Source organism: Kitasatospora sp. NBC_00458 (genome assembly GCF_036013975.1).
Lineage (GTDB): Bacteria > Actinomycetota > Actinomycetes > Streptomycetales > Streptomycetaceae > Kitasatospora.
The window spans coordinates 2,548,236-2,572,047 of sequence record NZ_CP107904.1 but is presented as its reverse complement, the minus strand read 5'-3'; the positions used below and the strand labels follow the sequence as shown (position 1 = coordinate 2,572,047).

Sequence of the window (23,812 nt, the reverse complement as noted above, 5' to 3'; positions counted from 1 at the left end):
TCCTCACCGGGCGGGGTGTCGTCCGGCGGGGTGTCGCCGGACCACGCGGCCGGGTACCGGGCCGGGCGGACGCTGCCGCTGCGGGTCGAGATCGTCCGTCAGCTGCGGCGCCGGCGGACCATGGTGATCGGCGGCGTGCTGGCCGCGATGCCGCTCATCGTGCTGGCGGCGTTCCAGGTCGCCGGCACCCCGGGCCGGGCCGACCGGACCACGTTCATCGAGCTGGCCACCTCGTCCGGGCCGAACTTCGCGGCCACCATGCTCTTCATGGGCACCGGCTTCATGCTGGTGATCCCGGTCGCGCTGTTCTGCGGCGACACGGTGGCCTCCGAGGCCAGCTGGTCCTCGCTGCGCTACCTGCTGGCCGCGCCGGTGCCCCGGGCCCGGCTGCTGGCGCGCAAGTTCGCCGTCGGGCTGCTGTTCTCGGCCGGAGCGGTACTGCTGCTGCCGCTGGTCGGGCTGGGGGTCGGCACCGCCGCGTACGGGTGGGGCGACCTCAAGCTGCCGGCCGGCGCGAGCCTGACGGCGGGGGAGGCGCTGCCCCGGCTGGCGGTCGCGGTGGTGTTCGTCTTCCTGAGCGAGATCGTGATCGCCGCGCTGGCGTTCTGGCTCTCCACCGCCACCGACGCGCCGCTGGGAGCGGTGGGCGGGGCGGTGTTCGCCTCGATCATCACCGGCGTGCTGGACGCCATCACCGCGCTCGGCGACATGCGGGCCTGGCTGCCCGCGCACTGGCAGTACGCGTGGGCGGACGCCCTGCAGCCGCAGCTGGAGTGGGGCGGCATGGTGCAGGGCGTCTCGCTGTCGCTGTCCTATGCGGTGGTGCTGCTGGCCCTGGCCTTCCGCGGCTTCGCCCGCAAGGACGTGGTGTCCTGAGCCCGGGGGCCCGCCCGCCGGTCGACCGACGGGCAGGCCCCCGGGCCCCGGCGGCTACCTGACGGGGGCGTAGACGCGCTCGATCTGCTGGGTGCCGGACTTGGTGCGGTAGGAGCGGGTCCACTTGGTGGTCGCGTCCTTGCGGGTCCGGTCGGAGACGACGTAGTAGTCCATCTGCGTCCGGCTCGGGGTGATGTCCAGCACGCCGTAGCCGTGCGAGTCCAGGTCGACCCACTTGATGTGCCGGTTGGAGGCCTGGAGCGCGGCGGCGGCGACCAGCGAGAGGGTCTGCGGCGCGACCTTGAGGAAGTCGTCGATGTTGTCCGAGGTCACCGAGGTGACCACGAACTCGGTCGCGGCGCTGCCCGACAGCGGGTAGGTCGCGGCCTCGTTCGGGACGTCCGACGCCCAGGCCGAGTGGATGTCACCGGTCAGGAAGACGGTGTTGGTGATGCCGTTCGCCGTGAGGTGGCCGAGCAGCTCGCGGCGGTCGTGGGTGTAGCCGTCCCACTGGTCGGTGTTGATCGCCAGGCCCTCGCCCGGCAGGCCGAGCAGCTTGGCCAGCGGGCGCAGGATGTAGTCGGGGAGGGCGAAGAGGGCGACCGGGGAGATCATCACCTCGTTGCCGATCAGCCGCCAGGTGGTGTCGGAGGCGGAGAGGCCGGACTTCAGCCAGTCCATCTGGGCGCGGCCGGTGATGGTGCGGTCGGCCGAGTCGACGTCGCCGTTGCCGACCTTGACCTGCTGGGAGCGGAACGAGCGCTGGTCCATCAGGTGCAGGTCGGCGAGCTTGCCGTAGCGCAGGCGGCGGTAGGTGGTGCCGGCGATGGACGGACGCACCGGCATCCACTCGAAGTAGGCCTGCTTGGCGGCCGCCACCCGGGCCGCCCAGTCGCCCTCGGCGCCCGGGGTGTGGTTCTCGGCGCCGCCCGACCAGGCGTCGTTCGCGAACTCGTGGTCGTCCCAGATCGCGATCGTCGGGACCTGCGCGTGCAGCCCCTGGAGGTCCTCGTCGGTCTTGTAGCGGCCGTGCCGGGTGCGGTAGTCGGCGAGGGTGAGGATCTCGTGGGCCGGCGCGTGCGGGCGGACCACCGAGCCGCGGGCGCAGAACTCGCCCGTCTTGTACTCGTAGATGTAGTCGCCGAGGAAGAGGAAGGCGTCGAGGTCGCCGCGGGCGGCGAGGTGGCGGTAGGCCGAGAAGTAGCCGGCCTCCCAGTTGGCGCACGACGCGACGCCGAGGCGGAGTCTGTCGAGCGCGGCGTCGGCGGCCGGGGTGGTGCGGGTGCGGCCGACGGGGGAGACGGTCGCGCCGGCGGTGAAGCGGTACCAGTGGAGGGTGTCCGGGGCGAGGCCGCGGACGTCCGCCTTGACGGTGTGGTCGGTGGCGGCGGTGGTGGTCACCGTGCCGCTCGCCGCGATGCGCGTGAAGCCCTTGTCGGTGGCGAGCTCCCAGCGCACCTCGGTGTCGGCGCCGAGGCCGGAACCGGGGAGGGCCTCGGGGGCCGGGGTGACGCGGGTCCAGAGCAGGATGCCGTCGGGGAGCGGGTCGCCGGAGGCGACGCCGTGCAGGAACTGAGGGGCGGCCGCGGCGTGGGCCGCGGTGCCGAGGGTGAGCGGCAGGGCGGCGGCGCCGGCCGCGAGGGCGGTGGCCTTGAGCACCTGGCGGCGGTGCGGGCGGGCGGCGGTCATGTCATCGACAAGGTCAGTCACGGCCGACAGGCTACCGGCCGGTAATGCGCTGTTCCATATGTTGAACTGACTGTTCGTTGCCGCTTCACCGAGGAGTGACGCCCCGCCACCGTGGCGGGTGCGCTCGGCCACCCGGCGGCCATGAGCGATGATGGGAGGCTGTTCCGGCCCCCCGTCGCACCGTCGCAAGGAAGTCCCGCCCGTGGCACAGATCCTGCTCCTCCACTCCGTGTACGGCCTGCGCCCCGCAGTCCAGGCCGCCGCCGACCGGCTGCGCGCCGCCGGGCACACCGTCCACACCCCCGACCTCTTCGACGGGCGGACCTTCGACGACGTCGAGGAGGGCATGGCGTACAAGGAGGAGGTCGGCAGTGACGAGCTGCTGCGCCGGGCCGTCGGGGCCGCCGCCCCGCTGCTGGGCTCCGGGGCGCCGCTCGTCTACGCGGGCTTCTCGCTCGGCGGCTCGCTCGCCCAGAACCTCGCGCTCGCCGACGAGAAGGCCCTCGGCCTGCTGCTCCTGCACGGCACCTCCGACATCCGCGAGGACGCGGCCACCTCGATCCCGGTCCAGCTGCACATCGCCGAGCCCGACCCGTTCGAGCCGGAGGACTGGCTGAACGCCTGGTACCTGGGCATGCGCAAGGCCGGTGCGGACGTGGAGATCCACCGCTACCGGGGCGCCGGCCACGTCTTCACCGACCCCGACCTGCCGGACTACGACGCGGAGGCGGCGGAGCGGACCTGGGCGGTGGCGGTGGACTTCCTCGCCGAGCTGGACGACCAGGCCGCCTGAGGCCGCCCCTGCCCCTGCGCAGGAAGTCGGCCCGGCCGACTTCCTGCGCAAGGGGAGGATCCGGGTCTTGCGGGCTCTCGGTGGAGAGAGTCGGGGTCGGGCGAGGAATCGTTACCCTGAAGCCGCATGGCTGTGTACTGGCGAGAGGACGCCACCAACCACCCCGCCATGCCTTGGCCCACGTCGGATGACTGTCTTTCTCGGCAGAGGGGAAGGCACTTGGTCATGAGTGAAGTTCTGCCCCGGTGGGCGCGGCAGGTAGCAGCGGCGGAACTGTCCGTGGCGCTGCCACGGAGGTGGACGCACTCGCAAGGGGTCGCGGCGCGCGCGACCGATCTTGCTCATGTGCTGGGCGACAAGGCCGACCTGCTCCTTGCGGCGGCTGTACTGCACGATGTCGGGTATGCACCGCGGTTGGCGACGTCCGGGTTCCACCCGGTGGACGGCGCCAGGTTCCTGCGTGACGCCCATGGGGCGGACGAGCGCTTGGTGCGGCTCGTTGCGAACCACTCGTTCGCGCTGCTGGAGGCGGAGGAGCGCGGGCTCCGCGACGTGCTGGAGGCGGAGTTCCCGTTGCTTGAAGACCAGCGCTTGGTCGATGCGCTGGTCTACTGCGATTTGACGACGACGCCCGACGGTGCCAGGACGACCGCCGAGGAGCGGGTGGCGGAGATCGTCGGCCGCTACGGGGCGGACAGTGTGGTGGGGCGGTTCATCCGTCGGGCGGAGCCGGAGATCTTCGCGGGGGTTGCGCGGGTGGAGTCGGCGCTGGCTGCTCAGCCGAGGTAGGGGTAGGTGCCGGCGAGGTAGTCGCCGATCTGCTGGCGCATGCTGGGGTGGATGTCGTACTGGTCAAGGTCTGCGGGCTGGATCCAGCGGACGCCGTCGGCTTCATCGTTGATCGTGGGCTCGCCCCCGATGGGGCGGCCGATGTAGGTGTTCTCGTACTGCTGGCGGATCTCGCCGTCGGTGTAGGCGACGATGTGGTGCGGGTTGGTGTAGACGCCCAGGAAGTCGGTCACCTCGGCGATGACGCCGGTCTCCTCCAGGCATTCGCGCACCGCGCACTGGGCGGCGGTCTCGCCGATGTCCTGCGCTCCGCCGGGCAGAGCCCACTGACCGGTGTCGCGACGGCGCTGCAGCAGGATGGCACCGCTGTCGTCGACCACGAGCAGGTTGCTGGCGGGGATCAGGGTGTTGGCCTTCGGGGCGTCGGGGTCGTTGAGATACTCAGTCCTGCCCATGCGTGGTGGTCCCCTCCGGTTCGGGTGTCCAAGGCCTTGCGCTGTCCCAGACGGCTTCGAAGCTCTGAGCGTAGTTGTCGAACCAGCCCGTGGAGTCGACTCTCTTGAGGTGGAGCAGGGGGTTGGCGCTCGCGGGCTGACCCCACACGTGCGGGTTGACCAGGAGATCGCCGTCGTAGCGGAACAGCGAGCTGTAGAGCGTGGTGTCGTGGAGGCGCACCTCGCAGCCGGCCTTTGCCGGGAGGCTTCGGTAGTAGGTGAGTGAGGCGCGGATCTTCGCCGCCAGGGTGTCGCCGATACCCTCCTCGTGGCCCCGGACAGCGGCGGCCTGGCCCTTCGGGTCTCCGAAGCAGAGGCGGACGCGAACGCCAGCGGCGGCCCGTTCGGCAAGCATCCTGGCGACGTGCGGGTTGGTCTGGGCGAAGAACGTCCCGGAGAACACGAGCACGTCGATCTGCGTCTCGGCCTCCTGCAGCAGAGACAGCCACACCTCCCTGGGCACGCTGGCCCGGTTGGCGTAGGTGCCTACCAGCTCGATGCCGACCGTGTCCGGCCGACCTGACCGGGGCTGCGGTGCAGGCCAGAGGAAGGTCTCCTCCACTCGTAAGTGCAGGGCGGCAGCGAAGCGGTGTCGCGGATGCGGCACACGCCCGCCGAGCCAACGGCCTACGGTCTTGGGGTCCACCTCGCACTCGGCGGCGAGGGACTCAGGGGAGACACCGCGCTGGGCGAGTACGGAGCGAAGTCGCTCGTTCACGGATCCCATATAAGCCGAGGCTGACATTGGCTCGCAAGGACGTTGCGGGACGCTTCGTGGAGCTGACGGTTCGACAGGGTGCTTACCCTGGCGGCATGCCGCTGATCATCCTCTGGGACATTGACCACACGCTCATCGAGAACGCGGGGGTGAGTAAGGAGATCTACGCCGCCGCCTTCACCTCCTTGGCGGGACATCCGCCGATGCAGGCGGCTCGGACCGAAGGCCGCACCGACCGTCTGATCATGCGCGAGATGTTCCTTCGCAACCACCGGCCGGAGCCGGACTGGACGGCCGTCCAGGCAGCCCTTGAAGCTGCGGGAGCCGAGCGGCTTGGCGAGCTCCGTCGGCGCGGCACAGCTCTGCCGGGCGTTCGGGCCGCCCTTGCGGCGGCAGCGGACCAGCCCGGTTGGGTCTCCTCGGTGCTGACCGGCAACATTGCGGCCAACGCGCGGGTGAAGCTCGCGGCCTTCGACCTCGACGGGCTGCTGGATATGGCCGTCGGGGCCTACGGGGCCGATGCGGTCCAGCGTCCCGAGCTGGTTGCTGTCGCCCGTGAACGTGTCCATCGGCACCGCGGCCTGTCCGTCGGTGTGCCGGTCGTCCTGGTGGGAGACACCCCTCGCGATGTGGAGGCGGCGCTCGCCTCGAACGCCGGGGTCATCGCGGTGGCCACGGGAGTCGACAGCCAGGCCGACCTCGTTGCCGCCGGCGCGAGCACTGTGCTGCCGGATCTGTCGGACAGCGCAGGTCTTCTGGCTCTCCTGCGGTCGTTCGCGGCGCACTGACAACGTCCCAGGACGTCCTGGAACAGTCCTGGGACGCGGTGCCACGGTCCCGACACTCTCCGCCACCATCAGGTCACCAGCCAGGCAATCGGCGGAGGGAGACCCACATGATCGGCGCAGTGACCGGGATCCAGCGGATCCGGATGCTCTACCTGCAGCTGCTGTACCGCTGCAACTTCGAGTGCCTGCACTGCTTCCACGGTGAGCGCCTCAAGCACGCCGACGCGTTCTCCGCAGAGGAGGCCATCGACCTTCTGGCTCTCATGCATGACCGGTACGGCACCGAGGCCGTCACCCTGCTCGGCGGCGAGCCGTTCGTCTACAAGGACCTGACGCGGGTAGTCCGTCACGCCAAACAGGAGCTCGGTCTGCAGGTCGAGATCTGCACTAACGGCTACCGCATCGAGCGCCGGCTCACGGAGATCGCCCCCTACCTCGACCTGCTGAGGGTGTCGCTGGAGGGCATCGGCGTGACCAACGACCACATCCGTAAGTTCGGCAGCTACCAGGGTGCGCTGAGCGCGCTCGGCCTGGCACGGGAGCTCGGCGTTGCCACAGGCGCCACCATGACGGTGACCGCCCGCAACATCGATGAGGTGGTTCCGCTGGCTCGCACTCTTCAGGACTACGGGGTCCGACAGCTGAAGCTCCACTGCATGCGCCCGGTCGGCAACGCGGCCGACCACCCCGAGTTGCTCGTGACCGAGCCCGCCGCCTACGCCCGCCTACGCGAACAGCTGAAGGGCGCGGAGCTCGCGATCGAGGTGGTTGTCGACGAGGATCTGTCCGAGGACGGCGCCCCGGAGGTCTGCGCTCCCATCGGCGGCCCGCGCGAGATCGAGCGGATCGAGGCCGACCCACGCGGTGCGCTCACCATGTCCTGCAAGGCCGTCGGCAAGGACTCGCACGCCTTCTGGTACGACAAGCTCGCCGGCCACATCGTTTACCGACCCTCCGCGACCGACGAGCTCACCCTTGCTGTGCCGGACGTGGTGTACGCCCGTGTCTGACCGCCCGCTGTTCGAGAGCATCGAAGGGCTCCGCGGCACTGGCAAGTCGACCATTGCACCGATGCTCGCCGCAGCCCGCGAGGCCGTCCTCGTCCCCACCGTGCCGCTCTTCTACCAACCCCTGCGGCGCGAGATCGACCTGCGGGACAACGTCGAGGCCCGGATGAGCTTCTACCTCTCCGCACTCTTCACCGCCGTCGATGAGATACAGCGCTACCTCGCCGCCGACGTCCCGATCGTCGTGGAGAGCTACTTTGCCCGGTGCCTGGCCAACCACCAAGCCCTCGGAGCGTGCCTCGGCGTCACACTGCCGCCGGACCTCCCCCAGCCCGTCACCTACCAGCTGTTCTGCACGGAGGAGGAGCGTCTGCGCCGCCTTGCCGAGCGGGACAAGCCGACCTCCCGATGGGACGCCCTCGGTGAGGACGCCGCAGAGCGGATCACCGCCGCCTACGCGCTGTTCCCGATGCACCGGGTGGACACCACAGGCCTCAAACCGGAGCAGGTCGTCCAGGCCATCCTTGCCACCGATACCCAAGGAGCCCACCGTCGTGCAGACGCAGAGCCTGTGGGAGCACACCCTCACCTTCTTCCCCCAGTTCCTCGCCGCGCTGAAGGAGCACGCATCCCCTGACGCGACCGTCGCGGTCATCGGCGCGAGCGACGGCAAGTTCGTCCTTCCGCTTGCCGCCGCCGGCTACCGCGTCATCGCCGTCGAGCGCGACCCGCTCGCCCTTCACGGCGGCGAGGTCCACCTGCCTGGCTCCGTCAATGCCCACGCAATGGGGCTGATCGACCGTCTCAAGCTCGAAGAGCTTTACGACCGGGTCCAAGTCGTAGAGGAGGACTTCCTCGACTCCAAGCCGCTCGACAGGCTCTGCGATGCCGTCTGGACCAGCTGCTCTTGGCACTACAGCGCCAACCACCACCGCCCGCTCGCCGAGTTCGTCGCCCGCATGCAGCTCCTGGTGCGCGCCGGCGGCCTGTTCGGCGCGGAGTTCATGATGCCGGTGGAGCCGCGCCACCACCTGGTCGAGCACTACACGTCACCCGAGAAGCTCAGCTGCCAATTCACCAGAGCCTGGCACGTTCTGCTGACGCTGCGAACGACGGAGTTCACCGAGCGGGCTCACCTCGGCCGGCTCCAGGACCACACCCACCGGATGGGACTGCTCCTCGCAGCCCGCATGCCCGGCCCCTCTCACCTGCACAGGAAGAAGGACTCATGAAGCACGAGTACGAGGCCAAGTTCCTCGCCGTCGACGTATCCGACCTCCAGGAGCGCCTGGCCGCGCTGGGAGCCGTCCAGGCGTTCCCCCGCACCCTGCTCACCAGGAAGATCTTCGAGAACGACGCGCTCGACGGCGGTGCATGGGTCCGTCTGCGTGACGAGGGCAACCGGTCCACGCTGACGCTCAAGCAGGTCACCGACTCCACCACGATCGACGGCACCACCGAGATCGAGACCGAGGTCACCGATCTGCCGGCCATGGCCGAGATCCTCCGCAGCCTCGGCCTGCGCGAGGTCCGCTACCAGGAGAACTACCGCGAGGAGTGGCGCCTGGGCGAGGTCGCGTTCGACTTCGACACCTGGCCCGACCTCGCCACCTTCGTGGAGATCGAAGGGCCCGACGAGGCATCCGTCCGCCAGGCCGCGGCCCTGCTCGAACTCGACTACTCCGAGGCCAGGTTCGGCAGCGTTGACGAGATCTACAAGAGCGAGGCAGGCCGCGACATCCTCGCCGAACCCACCCTCCTCTTCGCCAGCAGCCACCAGATTGGGTCCTCCGACGAGCACTCGGCCCCGGTGGCCTGACCTCGCAGGTGCGTCGCACCCGACCCGTGACCGGGCCGCATACCGGGGCGCGGCACTCCGCCCGGCCCGGGTTCGGGCACCCCGGGACCGGCGGACCGGCACGCTCCGTAGCTGAGTAGGACGTGGCTGCCTTCGGCTTGCTGGACGAGTAGGTCGGCTGAGGCTGTCTCTGTTTTTGCGCAGGAAGTCGGCCCGGCCGACTTCCTGCGCAGGGTGGTTTCGGCCGCCTCCGTCACCTGTGACGGAGGCGGCCATGATTCAGCGCAGGTGGTCGAACGCGCCGGCCTTCGCGCCGTCGACCATGGCGCGGATCTCGGAGCGGGTGTAGATCAGCGGGGTCTGTGCGGGGTTCTTGGAGTCGCGGATGGCGACGAACTCGCCGATCGCGCCGAACTCGACGCAGTTGTCGCTGCCGCCGCTGAACGGGGACTTCTCCCAGAGGACGTCGGAGAAGTCGATCGCGGCCGGGTCGGGCTTGTGGGTCACGTGCGGCTCTCCTTGAGCATCTTGGCCAGACGAGCATGGGTCTCGGGCGGGCCGAGGGCCAGTGCTCGCAGATGATCGAAGACCCGGCTGTAGTGGTACAGCTCATCCGCGCCCTCGAAGTACACCGAGTTGGGGCCATTCTCCATCCACACCACGCCTGGGTTGGGCTTGGCGAAGTCCATGATGACGAATGGGCCGTCCAGCCCTGGATGGAAGCCCGCACTGAAGGGCAGGAGTTGCACCGTGATGTTCGGTTGCGACATCGCCTCCAGCAGGTGTTCGAGCTGGCCGCGCAGAGTCGCGGGGTCGTCGATCCGATGGAGGGCGGCTTCGTCGATCACGGCCCACAACTCGACGGAGTCATCGCCCTCCAACAGCCTTCGGCGGCCCATTCTGACCTTGACCAGAGCTTCGATCTGGTCGGGCCGAAGGTCGAACCGCATGCTGGTGATGACCTGACGGGCGTGGTCCTCGGTTTGGAGAAGCCCCGGGATCAGCAGGGACTCATACGTGCGAAGTGAGACAGCGCTCGCCTCAAGAGTCAGGTAGCCGCCGTACTTCGTGGTGTTGATGACGGCGGAGTACTTCTTCCACCACGGCTGCCGCTGGGCCGCGTCGGCGCGGACCAGGTCGAGGATGTCCTCGCGGGCGGCAGGGTCCGTTATCCCGTAGCAGTCCAGAAGAGCCTTGGCGAGCAATGGGGTTGTCCCGCGGTCGCCGTTCTCAATGCGGCTCAGCGAGCCCTGGCTGACTTCCACGACGGCGCACACCTCGGTCAGTGTCAGGCCGATCTCTGCTCTCAACTCCTTGAGACGAGAGGAGAGCTGACGCCGGTATACCGATGGCGGGGTCGGGCTTGTCTTCCTTGCCATGGCAGCAGTGTGCCACCTGTGGCCCGATGAGGTAGCTCGTAAGTAGGAATATTTCCTGGAATATTGCCTACCTCTTGCTTGCCGGGGCATGCTGGCGATGGCTGCGGAGCGTGCTGAGCGCGTGGCAGTCCGCGGCTTGGATGTCGCCCGTTTCCTCCGTGCGTGATCCCACAGGAGTGATCTTGATGCTGCTCGTCGAGACCGATTTCCGGCAAGTGTCATGGTTTGTCCCTTCTCGATCGGAAGCCGTTAGTTATGTGCGGCACAGGGCGGTGGCGGAGGTCAGGGCGTGGGGCGTTGGTCGGGACGACCTGCTGGAGTTCGAACTGGTGGTCACCGAGCTGGTGACCAATGCGGTCGTGCATGCGGGCGGGAGTGCTGTCGGGGTCTCGCTTCGGACGGTCGCGGCGGGTGCCGTGGTGATCCGGGTGAGTGACTCCTGCCCGGGGTTCGTCAGTGGTCGGGCACGGCGAGATGGTGACGAGCATGGGCGGGGGCTCGTCATGGTGCGGCGGTTGGCGCCGGGCTGGTGGTGGGAGCCGTTGCCGGACGGGAAGGTGGTCTGCGCCGTGGTGGACGTGCGGGGGAGGGGAGGATGGGGGGATGGTGATGAGTGACGGGCGGTATGCGCCGGCGGCGACGCTGGCGGGGCTGGTGCAGCGGGGGCGGGGGCTCGGGGCGCGGATGGCCGCCGAGGATCCGGCGGCCGCCGCCGAGGTGGTCTACGGGTGCGTCCGGTGGGACTGGCGGTGGGACTCGGTCGACCGGCGGGGGCTCTACCTGGCCCGGCTGGTGAGGGACTTGGAGCTGCCGCTGGGGCCGGTGGTGGAGGGGCTGGGCAAGGGGGAAGTGGCGAGCGAGCGGGCGGCCCGGGTGTTGGGGCTGCTGGCGCTGGACGGCTCGGGGGAGGCCCGGGAGGCGCTGCGGGCGTATGTGAAGGAGGGGGAGCACTGGGTCGCGGCGCTGGAGGAGATGGCGTGCCGCTGGCCGGTGGAGTGGTGGGACGACCTGGCGGAGATCGGGCGGGAGCGGGCGGAGCGGGACCCTGAGGACCGCTGGGGGGAGCCTTGGTACCGGTGGGAGCTGGCCGGGCCGGGGCCGGTGCACGGGCCTTGGGAGCGGAAGCCGTTGGCGGGCGTCGACAATGCCGGGCTGCTGGAGCTGCTGGCGGATTCGGGGGAGTCGGAGGAGCGCAGGACCGCCGCGCTCGACGTGATCGACGACCGGGGTCCGGAGCCCGGGGTGATCCCCCTGGTGCCGTCGCTGGGGACGGCGGACGGGAAGCACATCCTGTGGCCGCTGATCGGGGTGGTCGAGAAGCTCGGGCCCTTGGCGGTGCCCGCCGCGCGGGAGTGGGCCGCGGTGACGGAGCCTGGATGGCTGCGGTTGTTGGGCCACAGGGTGCTGACCGAGCACGGGACGGTCGAGGACGTCCCGGTGCTGGTCGCAGACCTGGAGCGGGATTGGGCGGGGCGGCGGTGGTGCGGGCCGATGAGGACGGCCGAGGGGCTTCGGCGGTTCGGGGCGGAGGCCCGGGACGCGGTGTCGCTGCTCCGGCGGTTCTGGTTGTGGACGCCGCACTCGTACGAGCGCGTGAGCTACCTGGAGGCGCTGGCGGAGATCGATCGGATGGGCCTGGACAAGGTGTACCTGGAGTGCCTCTGGGACTGCGAGGACGCGGCCCGGCTGCTCGGGGTGCGGCACGCGCAGGACCGGGCGGAGGTCAGGGAGCGGTTGGCCTACCTGCGGGACGACGTGTTGGAGGAGCCCGAGGTCAGGGCCGCCGCCGGGGAGCGGCTGGCGGCCCTGACCCGGGGGTGACCGGGGGTGGTCAGAGGCCGGGGATGCGGCCGTTGCGGTAGAGGTCGACGAAGAGCTGGTGGTCGGCGCGCGCCCGGGCGCCGTAGGCGTGGGCGAATTCGACCAGCATCGCCGTGAACCCGGCCTCGTCGCGGGAGATCGCCTCGTGGATGGCGTGCTCGGTGGAGAACGGCACCAGGGTGTGGCCGCTGGAGGACTCGTCGGCCGCCGCGTGCATGGTGGCGGTGGCCCGGCCGAGGTACGCGGTGACGGCGAGCAGGTCGGGCAGCTCGTTGAGGTCCCGCCAGTCGAGGTCCGTCGCGTACGGGGAGACCTCGGCGACCAGCTGGCCGCGGCCGCGCAGTGTCGTGTACCCGAGCCACGGGTCGCTGTGGGCCTGGAGGGCGCGCTGGGAGATCACCGTGCGGTGGCCCTCGTGCTCGAAGTACCCGGCGATCGCGGGGTCGGTGACGTGACGGGAGACGGCCGGGGTCTGGCCCTGCTTCATGTAGATGATGACGTCGTTCTCCAGGGCGTCGGTGTGCCCTTCGAGCAGCAGGTTGTACGAGGGCAGGCCGGCCGAGCCGATCCCGATCCCGCGGCGGCCGACCACGTCCTTGACCCGCAGTGCGGCGGGGCGGGTGCGGGAGGCCGGCGGCAGGGTGGTCAGGTAGTCCTCGAACGCGGCCAGCACCTCGGCCTTGGTGGGCTCGTCGAGCTCGATCGCGCCGCCGCCGAGGCGGAAGCGGCGGTCGTAGCCCTCGATGACGGTGTCGCCGTCGAGGAGCGAGACCCGGGTCCGCAGCCGGGCCTGCCGGAGGGTGTCGAGGACCGGGCCGGTGGCGGTGTCCAGGGTGTACGGGTCGGCGTCGCCGGAGGTGACGTGGGCGGCGATCCGGGTCCGGTAGGCGGTGGCGAAGGCGGTCACCAGTTCGGTGATGGTGTCGTCGGAGAGCGCCTTGGCGTAGCCGATCAGGGCGAGCGAGGCGGCGAGGCGCTGGACGTCCCAGGTGAAGGCGCCGACGTAGGCCTCGTCGAAGTCGTTGACGTTGAAGACCAGGCGGCCCTCGGCGTTCAGGTAGGTGCCGAAGTTCTCCGCGTGCAGGTCGCCGTGGATCCAGACCCGGCTGGTGCGCTCGTCGAGGAACGGCGCGCCGAACGACTCGAACGGCTCAGTGGTGAGGTCCGCGTAGTAGAGGCCGGCGGTGCCCCGGTAGAAGGCGAAGGCGGAGGCCGCCATCTTCCGGAACTTCACCCGGAACGCCGCCGGATCCTGGGCGAGGAGGTCGCCGAAGGCCGCGTCGAAGACGCTGAGCACCGTCTCGGCGCGGTCGGTGGCGGGGGGCTGCTGGTGCGGCATGGGCGGTCCTTCGATGCGTGGCGGGTGGCCTGGGGCGAGTGCGTTCGGAGGCTAGAGTAGGAGCGTGAACGTGTGAGTGCCGGTCCGGGCCCTGTCGGTGGCTCGGACCGCAACTGTTTCCGGGCACCCTCTGTGACCTGGGCGTTCGCCGGTCAACCAGACAGCACGAGCCTCCGGAGGCCCCGCCTTGAGCGACCAGCCGTACGCGCATCTGCACGTCCACACCGAGTACTCGATGCTGGACGGTGCCGCCCGGCTGAAGCAGTTGTTCAAGGAGGTCGAGCGGCTGGGCCAGACCCACGTCGCGATGACCGACCACGGGAACATGTACGGCGCCGCCGAGTTCCACAAGCAGGCCACCGCCGCGGGGATCACCCCGGTGATCGGGATCGAGGCGTACGTCGCCCCGGAGTCCCGGTCCAACACCAAGCGCATCCTGTGGGGCCAGCCGCACCAGAAGAAGGACGACGTCTCCGCGTCCGGCGCCTACACCCACAAGACCATCTGGGCCCGGAACAAGGAGGGCCTGCACAACCTCTTCAAGCTGACCTCGCGCTCGTACGCCGAGGGCTGGCTGGTGAAGTGGCCCCGGATGGACAGGGAGATCATCGCCGAGCACGCGGCCGGCCTGATGGCCACCACCGGCTGCCCGTCCGGCGAGGTGCAGACCCGGCTGCGGCTGGGGCACTTCGACGAGGCGCTCAAGTCCGCCGCCGACTACCAGGACATCTTCGGCCGGGAGAACTACTTCCTGGAGCTGATGGACCACGGCCTGGACATCGAGAAGCGGGTCCGGGACGGGCTGGTCGAGATCGGCCGCAAGCTCGGCATCCCGCCGGTGGTCACCAACGACTCGCACTACACCACCGAGGGCGACGCGGGCGCGCACGACCTGCTGCTCTGCGTGCAGACCGGCAAGAACCTCTCGGACCCGGACCGCTTCCGCTTCGACGGCACCGGCTACTACATCAAGTCGGCCGCCGAGATGTACGGGCTGGACTCCTCGGACGTCTGGCAGGAGGGCTGCCGCAACAGCCAGCTGCTGGTCGCCTCGCGGGTCGACACCGCGGGCATGTTCGAGTTCAAGAACCTGATGCCGCGCTTCCCGATCCCGGAGGGCTTCGAGTCCGAGGCGGACTTCTTCAAGTCCCAGGTGTGGGCCGGCATGGACTGGCGCTTCCCGGGCGGGTACGACGAGGAGCACAAGAAGCTCGCCGAGTACGAGATGGACACCATCATCCAGATGGGGTTCCCGGCGTACTTCCTCGTCGTCGCCGACTTCATCATGTGGGCGAAGAGCCAGGGCATCGCGGTGGGTCCGGGCCGCGGGTCGGCGGCCGGGTCGCTGGTCGCCTTCGCGATGGGCATCACCGACCTCGACCCCATCCCGCACGGCCTGATCTTCGAGCGCTTCCTCAACCCCGAGCGCATCTCCATGCCCGACGTCGACATCGACTTCGACGAGCGCCGGCGCGGTGACGTGATCCGGTACGTGACGGAGAAGTGGGGGTCCGACAAGGTCGCCATGATCGTCACGTACGGCACCATCAAGGCGAAGGCCGCCATCAAGGACTCCTCGCGGGTCCTGGGCTACCCGTACGCGATGGGCGACCGGATCACCAAGGCGATGCCGCCGGACGTCATGGGCAAGGGCATCCCGCTGTCCGGCATCACGGACTCCAGCCACCCGCGCTACGGCGAGGCCGGCGAGATCCGCGGGCTGTACGAGAACGACCCGGACGTCCGCAAGGTGATCGACACCGCGCGCGGCATCGAGGGGCTGATCCGCCAGCCCGGTGTGCACGCCGCCGGCGTCATCATGTCCGCCGAGCCGCTGACCGACCACATCCCGGTCTGGACCCGGCACACCGACGGCGTCACCATCACGCAGTTCGACTACCCCACCTGCGAGGGCCTCGGCCTTCTCAAGATGGACTTCCTCGGCCTGCGCAACCTGACGATCATGGACGACGCCGTCAAGGCGATCGAGCGGAACAAGGGGGTCAAGATCAACCTGCTCGATCTGCCCCTGGACGACAAGCCGACCTACGAGCTGCTGGCGCGCGGCGACACGCTCGGCGTGTTCCAGCTCGACGGCGGCCCCATGCGCTCGCTGCTGCGCCTGATGAAGCCCGACAACTTCGAGGACATCTCCGCCGTCCTGGCGCTCTACCGGCCCGGCCCGATGGGCGTCAACTCGCACACCAACTACGCGCTGCGCAAGAACGGGCAGCAGGAGATCACCCCGATCCACCCGGAGCTGGAGAAGCCCCTGGAGGAGATCCTCAAGCCGACGTACGGCCTGATCGTCTACCAGGAGCAGGTGCAGAAGGCCGCGCAGATCCTGGCCGGCTACTCGCTCGGCCAGGCCGACCTGCTGCGCCGTGCCATGGGCAAGAAGAAGAAGGAGATCCTGGAGGCCGAGTTCGTCCCGTTCCAGCGGGGCTGCCGCGAGCACGGCTACTCGGACGCGGCGATCCAGGCGGTCTGGGACGTCCTGGTGCCCTTCTCCGGCTACGCGTTCAACAAGGCGCACACCGCCGGGTACGGACTGGTCTCGTACTGGACGGCGTACCTCAAGGCCAACTACCCGGCCGAGTACATGTCCGGGCTGCTGACCTCGGTCAAGGACGACAAGGACAAGTCGGCGGTCTACCTCAACGAGTGCCGCAAGATGGGCATCCAGGTGCTCCCGCCGGACGTCAACGAGTCGGACTCCGACTTCACCCCGCACGGGGACACCCTCGTCCGGTTCGGCCTGACCGCCATCCGCAACGTCGGCGGGCCGGTCGTCGAGTCGATGATCCGGACCAGGAGGGCGAAGGGGAAGTTCACGTCCTTCCCGGACTTCCTGGAGAAGGTGGAGTCGGTGGTCTGCAACAAGCGGACCGTCGAATCGCTGATCAAGGCGGGCTCCTTCGACTCGCTCGGGCACACCCGCAAGGGTCTGACCGCGGAGTTCGAGCCGATGATCGACAACGTCGTCGGGGTCAAGCGCAAGGAGGCCGAGGGGCAGTTCGACCTGTTCGGCGGCGACACGGTCAGCGAGGAGCCGAGCTTCGGGCTGGACGTCGTCTTCTCCGAGGAGGAGTGGGACAAGGCCTTCCTGCTGACCCAGGAGCGGGAGATGCTCGGCCTCTACGTCTCCTCGCACCCGCTGCACGGCATCGAGCACCTCCTCGCCGACAAGGCGGACTGCGCGGTGGCCGACCTCGCGGAGCGGCCGGACGGGACGATCGTCACCATCGGCGGCATCATCTCGGGCCTCCAGCGGAAGATGACCAAACAGGGCAACGCCTGGGCGATCGCCACCGTCGAGGACCTGGCGGGATCGATCGACTGCATGTTCTTCCCCGCCAGCTACCAGCTGGTCTCCGCACTGCTGGTCGAGGACTCGGTGGTGTTCGTCCGGGGCAAGCTGGACAAGCGGGAGGACGTGCCGCGGCTGATGGGCATGGAGCTGGCGGTGCCGGACCTCACGAACGTCGCCGCCCAGCTGCCGATCACCCTGACCATCGCGGAGAGCCGGCTCAACCCGGCGGTGGTGACCCGCCTCGGTGAGGTGCTGGCCCACCACAAGGGGACCACCGAGGTGCACGTCCACCTCCGGCGCGGTGGCACCACCACCGTGCTGCGGCTGGACCGGCACCGGGTCAAGTCCGACCCGGCGCTGTTCGGGGACCTCAAGCAGCTGCTCGGGCCGAGCTGCCTGGCGAACTGAGGCCGGTCCTCCCGGGGGCTTCAGACCGCCGAGCCGCGCAGCCCCGGCGGGACGGCGGCGTGCAGGGCGGAGACGAACGCCGAGATCGCGGGGTGGGCGCCCGCACCGGCCCGGAAGGCGGTGCGGGTGCGGCGGTACATCGGCAGCCGGGTGAGGGTGACGCCGGGCGGCGGCTGCGCCGTGCCCAGGTGGGGCACCAGCGCCACGCCCTGGCCGGCCGCGACCAGGGCGAGCACGGTGGCGAAGTCGTCGATCTGGTGGCGGACCCGGGGCGCGAAGCCGGCGCTCTCGCAGGCCCGGACGGCCATCGTGTGGCAGAGCGTGCCGGCCGGGGCGAGGATCCAGGGTTCGGCGCGCTGGTCGGAGACGGTGCCGGGGCCGCGGGCCGCGAGGTACATCGGCTCGGTGAAGATCGGCCGGGTCAGTGCCAGTCCCGGCTCCGGCTCGGCCGGGACGAGGTCGTACTCGTGGACCAGGGCGACGTCCAGCTCCCCGGCCCGCAGCGCCGCCGCCACGGCGGCCGGGTCGACCTCGGTGACCATCGGCTCCAGCCCGGGGTGCCAGCCGGCCAGTTCGGCGAGCAGTGCGGGGACGATCGCGCGGGCCGCCGACGGGTAGGTGCCGATCCGCAGCGGGCCGGCCAGCCCCTCGCGGGCGTGGGCGAGTTCGGCGCCGGCCTGCTCCAGCCGCTCCAGCACCGCCTCGGCGTGCCGGACCAGGTTCAGCCCGGCCGGGGTGAGGGCGACCCGGCGGCCGGTGCGTTCCAGGAGCGGGACGCCGGCCTCCTTCTCCAGGACGGACAGCTGCTGGGACACCGCCGAAGGGCTGAACGAGAGCGCCTCGGCGACGGCGGCGATGGTGCCGAGGTGGGCGAGTTCGCGCAGCAGGCGCAGGCGTCGTACGTCGAGCATCGGCTCAGCTTACGAGAAGCCTCGGAAATGTGAACTGGACCTGTGCGATCGGTCGGCCGCAGGATCGTCGTCATGGAACACACGGCTCTCAGGGGCGTCTTCGTCCCGCTGATCACCCCGTTCGCCGCCGACGGCTCGGTCGCCCTGGACGCGCTGGAGGAGCTGGCCGGCTCGGTCCTGGACGACGGCGCCGCCGGACTGGTGGCACTCGGCACCACCGGGGAACCGGCCGTCCTGGACGCCGGCGAGCGGCGCGCGGTGGTCGAGGTCTGCGCCGCCGTCTGCGCCGACCGCGGCGCCCGGCTGCTGGTCGGCGCGGGCGGCCCGGACACCCGGGCGGCCGCGGCGGAGCTGGCCGGGCTGGCCGACCGGGTGCCCGGCACGGCGGCCGCGCTGGTCACCGCGCCGTCCTTCGTCCGGCCCGGCGAGGCCGGCACGGTCGCGCACTTCCGGGCGCTCGCCGAGGCCAGCTCGGTGCCGCTGGTCGTCTACCACATCCCGTACCGGACCGGGCAGGCGCTGTCGGCCGGCGCGCTGCTGGAACTGGCCGCCCTGCCGGGCGTGGTGGGCGTGAAGTACGCCGCCGGCGGAGTGGACCAGGCCGCGGTGGAGCTGCTCGCCGCGGCGCCGGAGGGCTTCGCCGTGCTGTCGGGGGAGGACGCCTTCCTGGCGCCGCTGCTGGCGCTCGGCGCGGCCGGCGGCATCCTGGCCGCCGCCCACCTGGCGACCGCCCGGTTCGTCGAGCTGGCCGGGGCCTGGGAGGCCGGGGACGTGCCGCGCGCCCGCGCGCTGGGCCACCGGCTGACCGGTCTGGCGGTCGCCGCCTTCGCCGCGCCGAACCCGTCGGTGGTCAAGGGCGTGCTGCACGCGCAGGGGCGGATCCCGACCGCGGACGTCCGGCTGCCGCTGCTGCCCGCCGGGCCGGCCGAGGTCGCGCGGGCCCTGGAGCTGGCCACTGGTCTGGACCACTGACCGGTCGAGGGCTCTCACAGCGTGGAATACCAGGCCGGATTCCGCCCGCCACAAGGCATGATGGGCGGAGTGCGGCTGTGAACAGCACGATCAAGAGGAGTAGTCGGAAATGAAGATCGGCATTGTCGGGGCCACCGGCCAGGTCGGCGGCGTGGTCCGCGAGATCCTGGCGGAGCGGGCGGATCTCCCCGGTGGACTGGGCCCCGTGGAGCAGCTGCGGCTGTTCGCCTCGGCCCGCTCGGCCGGACGCACCCTGCCGTGGCAGGGCGGCGAGGTCACCGTCGAGGACGCGGCCACGGCCGACTACAGCGGCCTGGACATCGTGATCTTCTCCGCCGGCGGCTCCACCTCCAAGGAGCTCGCCCCCAAGGCCGCCGCCGCCGGTGCCGTCGTCATCGACAACTCATCCGCCTGGCGCCGCGACCCCGAGGTCCCGCTGGTCGTCTCCGAGGTCAACCCGCAGGCCATCGCCGACCGCCCCAAGGGCATCATCGCCAACCCGAACTGCACCACCATGGCCGCGATGCCCGTGCTGCGCCCGCTGCACGACGAGGCCGGTCTCGTCGCGCTGGTCGTCTCCACCTACCAGGCCGTCTCCGGCAGCGGCGTGGCCGGCGTGGCCGAGCTGCAGGACCAGGCCGCCAAGGTCGTCGACGGCGCCTCCGCGCTCGCCCACGACGGCTCCGCGGTCGAGTTCCCCGAGCCCAGGGTCTACAAGCGCCCGATCGCCTTCAACGTGCTGCCGCTGGCCGGCGCGATCGTCGAGGACGGCTCCAACGAGACCGACGAGGAGCAGAAGCTCCGCCACGAGAGCCGCAAGATCCTCGGCATCCCCGGCCTGAAGGTCGCCGGCACCTGCGTGCGCGTCCCGGTCTTCTCCGGCCACTCGCTGCAGATCAACGCCCGCTTCGAGCGCCCGATCAGCCCCGAGCGCGCCGCCGAGCTGCTCGCCGGCGCCCCCGGCGTCGAGCTCAGCGAGATCCCCACCCCGCTCCAGGCCGCCGGCCGGGACCCGAGCTATGTCGGCCGCATCCGCGCCGACGAGACGGTCGAGCACGGCCTCTCGCTGTTCGTCTCCAACGACAACCTGCGCAAGGGCGCCGCGCTCAACGCCGTCCAGCTGGCCGAGCTGGTCGCCGCCGAACTCAAGGGCTGACACCGGCGCCGGGCACCCGGCAGCACCGGCACGAAGGGCCCCGCCGCGCCGGCGGGGCCCTTCCGTCCGTTGCGGGACCGCGACGACCGCCGAGGTTCGGCCGGCGAACCAGGGGGAAAAGGTGACCCAACGATCGGGCGGATGCGGGCACCCCCTCACCCCCTCCCCGCCCGGGAGACGGGCGGACCGCGCCCACCCCGGTACCGCCGCCCCCGGCGGAGCCGGACCCCGAGGGCGAGCGGAAAGAGGCGCGCGATGGACCGCTGTGTCGTCCTGGTGGATGCCGGATACCTGCTGGGCGCCGCCGCCAGCCTGCTCGCCGGAGACCCGTCGCGCTCCAAGGTCTCCGTCGACCACACCGCGCTGATCGCCGCCCTGCGCGAGCGCGCCGAGGCCGAGACCGGCCTGCCGCTGCTGCGCATCTACTGGTTCGACGCCGCGCCCGACCGCCGTCCGATGCCCGAGCACCGCCGGCTCCGGGTGCTGCCCCGGGTCACCGTCCGGCTCGGCGCGCTCACCCGGGCCGAGGGCCGCTGGGTGCAGAAGGGCGTCGACGCGGCCATGCACGCCGAGCTCTCCGAACTCGCCCGCAACCGGGCCTGCGCCGACGTCGTGCTGATCACCGGGGACGGCGACCTGCTGCCCGGGATGATGTCCGCCAAGGAGCACGGCGTCGTCGTCCACCTCTGGGCGCTCCAGGCCGCCGACGGCGACTTCAACCAGTCCGAGGACCTGGTCGGCGAGGCCGACGAACGGCGGGTGCTGGACCGCGAGTGGATCGAGGGCTCGTTCAGCCTCCGCGAGACCTCCGCCGTCTTCCCCGCCCCCGGCCCCCGGCACGAGATCGCCAAGATCCTCGCCGCCCCGCCCGCCGCACCCCCCGCCGCCCTGCCCGGTACGCTCCCCGGCTCCCTGCCCGCCGCCGGTCCGGCCGCCGTCCGGGTGACCGCCGGCGCCGCCGCACCCGCCGCCGCGGCCGTCCCGGCGGTCAACGGCAGCCGCCCGCAGTCGGCCACCGCACTCAAGGTCGTCCCCACCCCCAAGGACCTCGCCGGCCGCAGCGCCGACCGGCAGCCCCCCGCCGCCCACCACCAGGCCGGCCCGGTGCTGCGCTGGTCCTCCGACCGCGGCTGGGTCGACCGCCCCGCCCCCGAACCGGCCGTCACCGCGGGCGACGGCCTCCCCACCCTGGCCCAGCTCACCACCGCCGAACAGCGCTGGGCCGACCGCGAGGAGGACATCACCACGATCGGCGGCGACGCCCACGAGGTCGGCCAGGTCTTCGCCCGCCGCTGGACCGGACGGATCGGCGACGTCGAACGGCTCACCGTGCTCTGGCCCGACTACCCGCGCATCCCGCACCGGGTGGACGGGGAACTGCTCCGCTACGCCGCCAGGTTCGGGCTGCTCGCGCACAAGGACGACCAGATCGACGAGCACGACCGGTACGCGATCCGGGCCGGCTTCTGGAAGGAGCTCGCCGCCCGCGTCCCGGGCGGGGAGCTGGTCGTCGACGACTGATCCGGCCGCAGCGGCCGGTTCCGGGGGAGGGCGACCGGTCGGCGGTGGAGCGGCGGCGGAGCGGTGGTGGAGCGGCGGCGCGATGTAGGCGTCGCGCGGCCCGGTCACCCGGTCGGGGAGCCGATCGTCGACGACTGACCTGCGGAGGGGCGGCGGAACAGGCCCCCTTGTCCGGTTCGCCGGTTGCACCGCGTAGAGTCTTCGGTCGTGAGCGAGACGGCCGGGCGGGCACCCCAGGAGACCGCGCCGTGCTGCGCCGTACGCGACCTCGTGAGGACGTACCGCGCCGGGCGCGGCGCCGCGTCGAGCGAGATCCGGGCCAACGACGGGATCACCCTGACCGTCCGGCAGGGCGAGATCTTCGGCCTGCTCGGACCCAACGGCGCGGGCAAGTCCACCCTGGTGCGTCAGCTCACCGGACTGCTGCGCCCCGACTCCGGTTCGATCCAGCTGCTCGGCCACGACGTGGTGAAGCACCCCGAGCGGGCCGCCCGGCTGCTGGGCTACCTCGGGCAGGAGTCCACCGCGCTGGACGAGCTGACCGTCGCCCTCGCGGCCGAGACCACCGGACGGCTGCGCGGCCTCGGCCGGACGCAGGCCCGGGCGGCCGCCGACGAGGTGATCGCCGAACTGGCGCTGGAACCGCTCGCCCACCGCCCGCTGGCCAAGCTCTCCGGCGGCCAGCGCCGGCTCGCCTGCTTCGCCGCCGCCCTGGTCGGCGACCGGCCGCTGCTCGTCCTCGACGAGCCGACCACCGGCATGGACCCGATCGCCCGCCGGTCCGTCTGGGCCGCCCTCGAACGGCGCCGCGCCGAGCGGAACGCCACCGTGCTGCTGGTCACCCACAACGTGATCGAGGCGGAGACCGTGCTGGACCGGGTCGCCGTGGTCGACGACGGCCGGATCATCGCCTGCGACACCCCCGGCGGCCTCAAGGCGCTGGTCGACGGCGACGTCCGGCTGGACCTGGTCTGGCGGGACGAGGCACCGCTCGGCGTCCCCGCGGTGGCCGCGCTCGCCGCCCGGGCCGAGCGCACCGGCCGCCGCTGGACCGTCCGCACCACCCCCGAGCAGGCCCGCGAACTGGTCGCCGCCGTCACCACCGGCCCGGCCTTCGCGGCTCTGGACGACTTCACCCTGGCCACCCCGAGCCTTGAGGACGCGTACCTCAAGCTGGGCGGCCGCCACGGAGGACTGGCCAAGTGACGCTGCTCTCGGTTCCGCCGCGGACCGCCCCGGCGACGGCGGGCGCACCCGCCCCGCTCGCCCCGACGGCCCGGCTGCTGCCCGCCCTCGCCGCGGTCTACCGCGCGCAGCTGGCACGGGCGCGGGTGGCGCGGATCCCGCTGCTGTTCGTGGCCACCTTCCAGTCGCTCGGCATCCTGGTGATGATGCGGGGCGTCGTCGACGCCGGGCAGACCTCGGCCGCCCGGTACGTGGTGGCCGGCTCCAGCGTGCTGGTCGTCGCGTTCGTCGCGCTCAACCTGCTCGCCCAGTACTTCGGCCGGCTGCGGGCCACCGGCGGACTCGACCACTACGCGACGCTGCCGGTCCCGGCCGCGTCGGTGGTGCTCGGGGCGGCCGCCGCGTACGCCTCGTTCACGCTGCCGGGGACGCTCGTCACGGCGGGCGCCGGCGCGGTCATGTTCGGGCTGCCGCTGGGGCAGCTGTGGGTGCTCCTCGCGGTGGTCCCGCTGGCCGGGGCGGCGCTCTCCGGGCTCGGCGCGATCTGCGGGCTGCTCGCGCCCCGGCAGGAGCTGGCCACCATGCTCGGGCAGCTCGGCATGTCGGCGGCGCTGCTGCTCGGCGTGCTGCCGGTCGACCACCTGCCGCAGCCGGTGCTCTGGATGCGCGGCCTGCTGCCCTCCACCTACGGGGTCGAGGCGTTCGCGCGGACCTTCGAGCCGGACCCGGACTGGGCGGCGGTGCTCGGTGACCTCGCGGTCTGTGCCGGGGTGGGCGTGGTGTCGCTGGCGGCCGCCACCTGGGCCTACCGGCGGGCGACCCGGCGGTAGCGCGCCGCCCGGCCGTCGCCGGGCC

23 protein-coding genes are annotated in these 23,812 nt (G+C 71.4%); 16 read left to right on the top strand and 7 right to left on the bottom strand.

Going from position 1 to position 23,812, the window contains the following annotated elements; genetic code table 11:
- Window positions 1-30: 30 nt before the first annotated feature.
- Window positions 31-876: an ABC transporter permease gene (locus OG550_RS10070; RefSeq protein ID WP_327676350.1), complete on the top strand. Its 846-nt coding sequence runs from the start codon at window positions 31-33 to the stop codon at window positions 874-876.
- A gap of 54 nt (window positions 877-930) precedes the next feature.
- On the opposite strand, the gene OG550_RS10065 is transcribed toward OG550_RS10070, so the two are convergent.
- Window positions 931-2,565: an alkaline phosphatase D family protein gene (locus OG550_RS10065; RefSeq protein ID WP_327683781.1), complete on the bottom strand. Its 1,635-nt coding sequence runs from the start codon at window positions 2,563-2,565 to the stop codon at window positions 931-933.
- Window positions 2,566-2,716: 151 nt separating this feature from the next.
- Here OG550_RS10065 and OG550_RS10060 point away from each other — a divergent pair, with 151 nt between their 5' ends.
- Both OG550_RS10060 and OG550_RS10055 read left to right on the top strand, forming a co-directional pair.
- On the top strand, window positions 2,717-3,358 hold the full coding sequence (locus OG550_RS10060; protein WP_442905968.1) for a dienelactone hydrolase family protein: 642 nt from the start codon (window positions 2,717-2,719) through the stop codon (window positions 3,356-3,358).
- A gap of 225 nt (window positions 3,359-3,583) precedes the next feature.
- Complete coding sequence (locus OG550_RS10055; protein ID WP_327676348.1) at window positions 3,584-4,147, top strand: HD domain-containing protein; 564 nt, start codon at window positions 3,584-3,586, stop codon at window positions 4,145-4,147.
- Here the strand turns inward: OG550_RS10055 and OG550_RS10050 are convergent.
- Together OG550_RS10050 and OG550_RS10045 are read right to left on the bottom strand one after the other, a co-directional pair.
- A complete protein-coding gene (locus OG550_RS10050) occupies window positions 4,135-4,602 on the bottom strand; it encodes an NUDIX hydrolase (RefSeq protein ID WP_327676347.1) in 468 nt (155 codons plus the stop codon). The genes OG550_RS10055 and OG550_RS10050 overlap by 13 nt on opposite strands.
- Window positions 4,589-5,359 (bottom strand): XRE family transcriptional regulator, encoded by a 771-nt coding sequence (locus OG550_RS10045; RefSeq protein WP_327676346.1) that lies wholly within the window; start codon window positions 5,357-5,359, stop codon window positions 4,589-4,591. Before OG550_RS10045 ends, OG550_RS10050 begins: the two co-directional genes overlap by 14 nt.
- 95 nt (window positions 5,360-5,454) lie before the next feature.
- On the opposite strand from OG550_RS10045, the gene OG550_RS10040 reads away from it, so the two are divergent.
- The 5 genes from OG550_RS10040 (at window position 5,455) to OG550_RS10020 (ending at window position 8,973) form a co-directional block, all read left to right on the top strand.
- Window positions 5,455-6,147, top strand: a complete 693-nt coding sequence (locus OG550_RS10040; RefSeq protein ID WP_327676345.1) for an HAD family hydrolase — start codon at window positions 5,455-5,457, stop codon at window positions 6,145-6,147.
- A 107-nt stretch (window positions 6,148-6,254) separates the two neighbouring features.
- A complete protein-coding gene (locus tag OG550_RS10035) occupies window positions 6,255-7,157 on the top strand; it encodes a radical SAM protein (RefSeq protein ID WP_327676344.1) in 903 nt (300 codons plus the stop codon).
- Entirely contained in the window at window positions 7,150-7,791 is a 642-nt protein-coding gene (locus OG550_RS10030; RefSeq protein ID WP_327676343.1) for a hypothetical protein, read from the top strand. The genes OG550_RS10035 and OG550_RS10030 overlap by 8 nt, the downstream gene beginning before the upstream one ends.
- Window positions 7,709-8,386: an SAM-dependent methyltransferase gene (locus OG550_RS10025; RefSeq protein WP_327676342.1), complete on the top strand. Its 678-nt coding sequence runs from the start codon at window positions 7,709-7,711 to the stop codon at window positions 8,384-8,386. The genes OG550_RS10030 and OG550_RS10025 overlap by 83 nt, the downstream gene beginning before the upstream one ends.
- Complete coding sequence (locus OG550_RS10020; protein ID WP_327676341.1) at window positions 8,383-8,973, top strand: class IV adenylate cyclase; 591 nt, start codon at window positions 8,383-8,385, stop codon at window positions 8,971-8,973. Before OG550_RS10025 ends, OG550_RS10020 begins: the two co-directional genes overlap by 4 nt.
- A gap of 258 nt (window positions 8,974-9,231) precedes the next feature.
- On the opposite strand, the gene OG550_RS10015 is transcribed toward OG550_RS10020, so the two are convergent.
- Together OG550_RS10015 and OG550_RS10010 are read right to left on the bottom strand one after the other, a co-directional pair.
- Window positions 9,232-9,459, bottom strand: a complete 228-nt coding sequence (locus tag OG550_RS10015; RefSeq protein ID WP_327676340.1) for a DUF397 domain-containing protein — start codon at window positions 9,457-9,459, stop codon at window positions 9,232-9,234.
- Window positions 9,456-10,331: a helix-turn-helix domain-containing protein gene (locus OG550_RS10010; protein ID WP_327676339.1), complete on the bottom strand. Its 876-nt coding sequence runs from the start codon at window positions 10,329-10,331 to the stop codon at window positions 9,456-9,458. Before OG550_RS10010 ends, OG550_RS10015 begins: the two co-directional genes overlap by 4 nt.
- 185 nt (window positions 10,332-10,516) lie before the next feature.
- Between OG550_RS10010 and OG550_RS10005 the strand changes: the two genes are divergently transcribed.
- Window positions 10,517-10,948 (top strand): ATP-binding protein, encoded by a 432-nt coding sequence (locus OG550_RS10005; protein ID WP_327676338.1) that lies wholly within the window; start codon window positions 10,517-10,519, stop codon window positions 10,946-10,948.
- On the top strand, window positions 10,935-12,152 hold the full coding sequence (locus tag OG550_RS10000) for a hypothetical protein (protein ID WP_327676337.1): 1,218 nt from the start codon (window positions 10,935-10,937) through the stop codon (window positions 12,150-12,152). Before OG550_RS10005 ends, OG550_RS10000 begins: the two co-directional genes overlap by 14 nt.
- Before the next feature lie 10 nt (window positions 12,153-12,162).
- Here OG550_RS10000 and OG550_RS09995 read toward each other — a convergent pair whose 3' ends face one another.
- A complete protein-coding gene (locus tag OG550_RS09995) occupies window positions 12,163-13,491 on the bottom strand; it encodes a DUF2252 domain-containing protein (RefSeq protein WP_327676336.1) in 1,329 nt (442 codons plus the stop codon).
- Window positions 13,492-13,678: 187 nt separating this feature from the next.
- Here OG550_RS09995 and dnaE point away from each other — a divergent pair, with 187 nt between their 5' ends.
- Window positions 13,679-17,212 (top strand): DNA polymerase III subunit alpha, encoded by a 3,534-nt coding sequence (dnaE, locus tag OG550_RS09990; protein ID WP_327676335.1) that lies wholly within the window; start codon window positions 13,679-13,681, stop codon window positions 17,210-17,212.
- Between the two features lie 20 nt (window positions 17,213-17,232).
- Here dnaE and OG550_RS09985 read toward each other — a convergent pair whose 3' ends face one another.
- Window positions 17,233-18,123, bottom strand: a complete 891-nt coding sequence (locus tag OG550_RS09985) for a LysR family transcriptional regulator (protein WP_327676334.1) — start codon at window positions 18,121-18,123, stop codon at window positions 17,233-17,235.
- Between the two features lie 72 nt (window positions 18,124-18,195).
- On the opposite strand from OG550_RS09985, the gene OG550_RS09980 reads away from it, so the two are divergent.
- The 5 genes from OG550_RS09980 (at window position 18,196) to OG550_RS09960 (ending at window position 23,787) form a co-directional block, all read left to right on the top strand.
- On the top strand, window positions 18,196-19,095 hold the full coding sequence (locus OG550_RS09980; protein ID WP_327676333.1) for a dihydrodipicolinate synthase family protein: 900 nt from the start codon (window positions 18,196-18,198) through the stop codon (window positions 19,093-19,095).
- Window positions 19,096-19,204: 109 nt separating this feature from the next.
- A complete protein-coding gene (locus tag OG550_RS09975; RefSeq protein ID WP_327676332.1) occupies window positions 19,205-20,251 on the top strand; it encodes an aspartate-semialdehyde dehydrogenase in 1,047 nt (348 codons plus the stop codon).
- A 255-nt stretch (window positions 20,252-20,506) separates the two neighbouring features.
- Window positions 20,507-21,772 carry an NYN domain-containing protein gene (locus tag OG550_RS09970; protein ID WP_327676331.1) on the top strand — a complete coding sequence of 422 codons (1,266 nt, stop codon included), beginning with the start codon at window positions 20,507-20,509 and terminating at the stop codon, window positions 21,770-21,772.
- 207 nt (window positions 21,773-21,979) lie between these two features.
- Window positions 21,980-22,978: an ABC transporter ATP-binding protein gene (locus OG550_RS09965; protein WP_327676330.1), complete on the top strand. Its 999-nt coding sequence runs from the start codon at window positions 21,980-21,982 to the stop codon at window positions 22,976-22,978.
- A complete protein-coding gene (locus OG550_RS09960; RefSeq protein ID WP_327676329.1) occupies window positions 22,975-23,787 on the top strand; it encodes an ABC transporter permease in 813 nt (270 codons plus the stop codon). The genes OG550_RS09965 and OG550_RS09960 overlap by 4 nt, the downstream gene beginning before the upstream one ends.
- The last annotated feature ends 25 nt before the right edge of the window (window positions 23,788-23,812 follow it).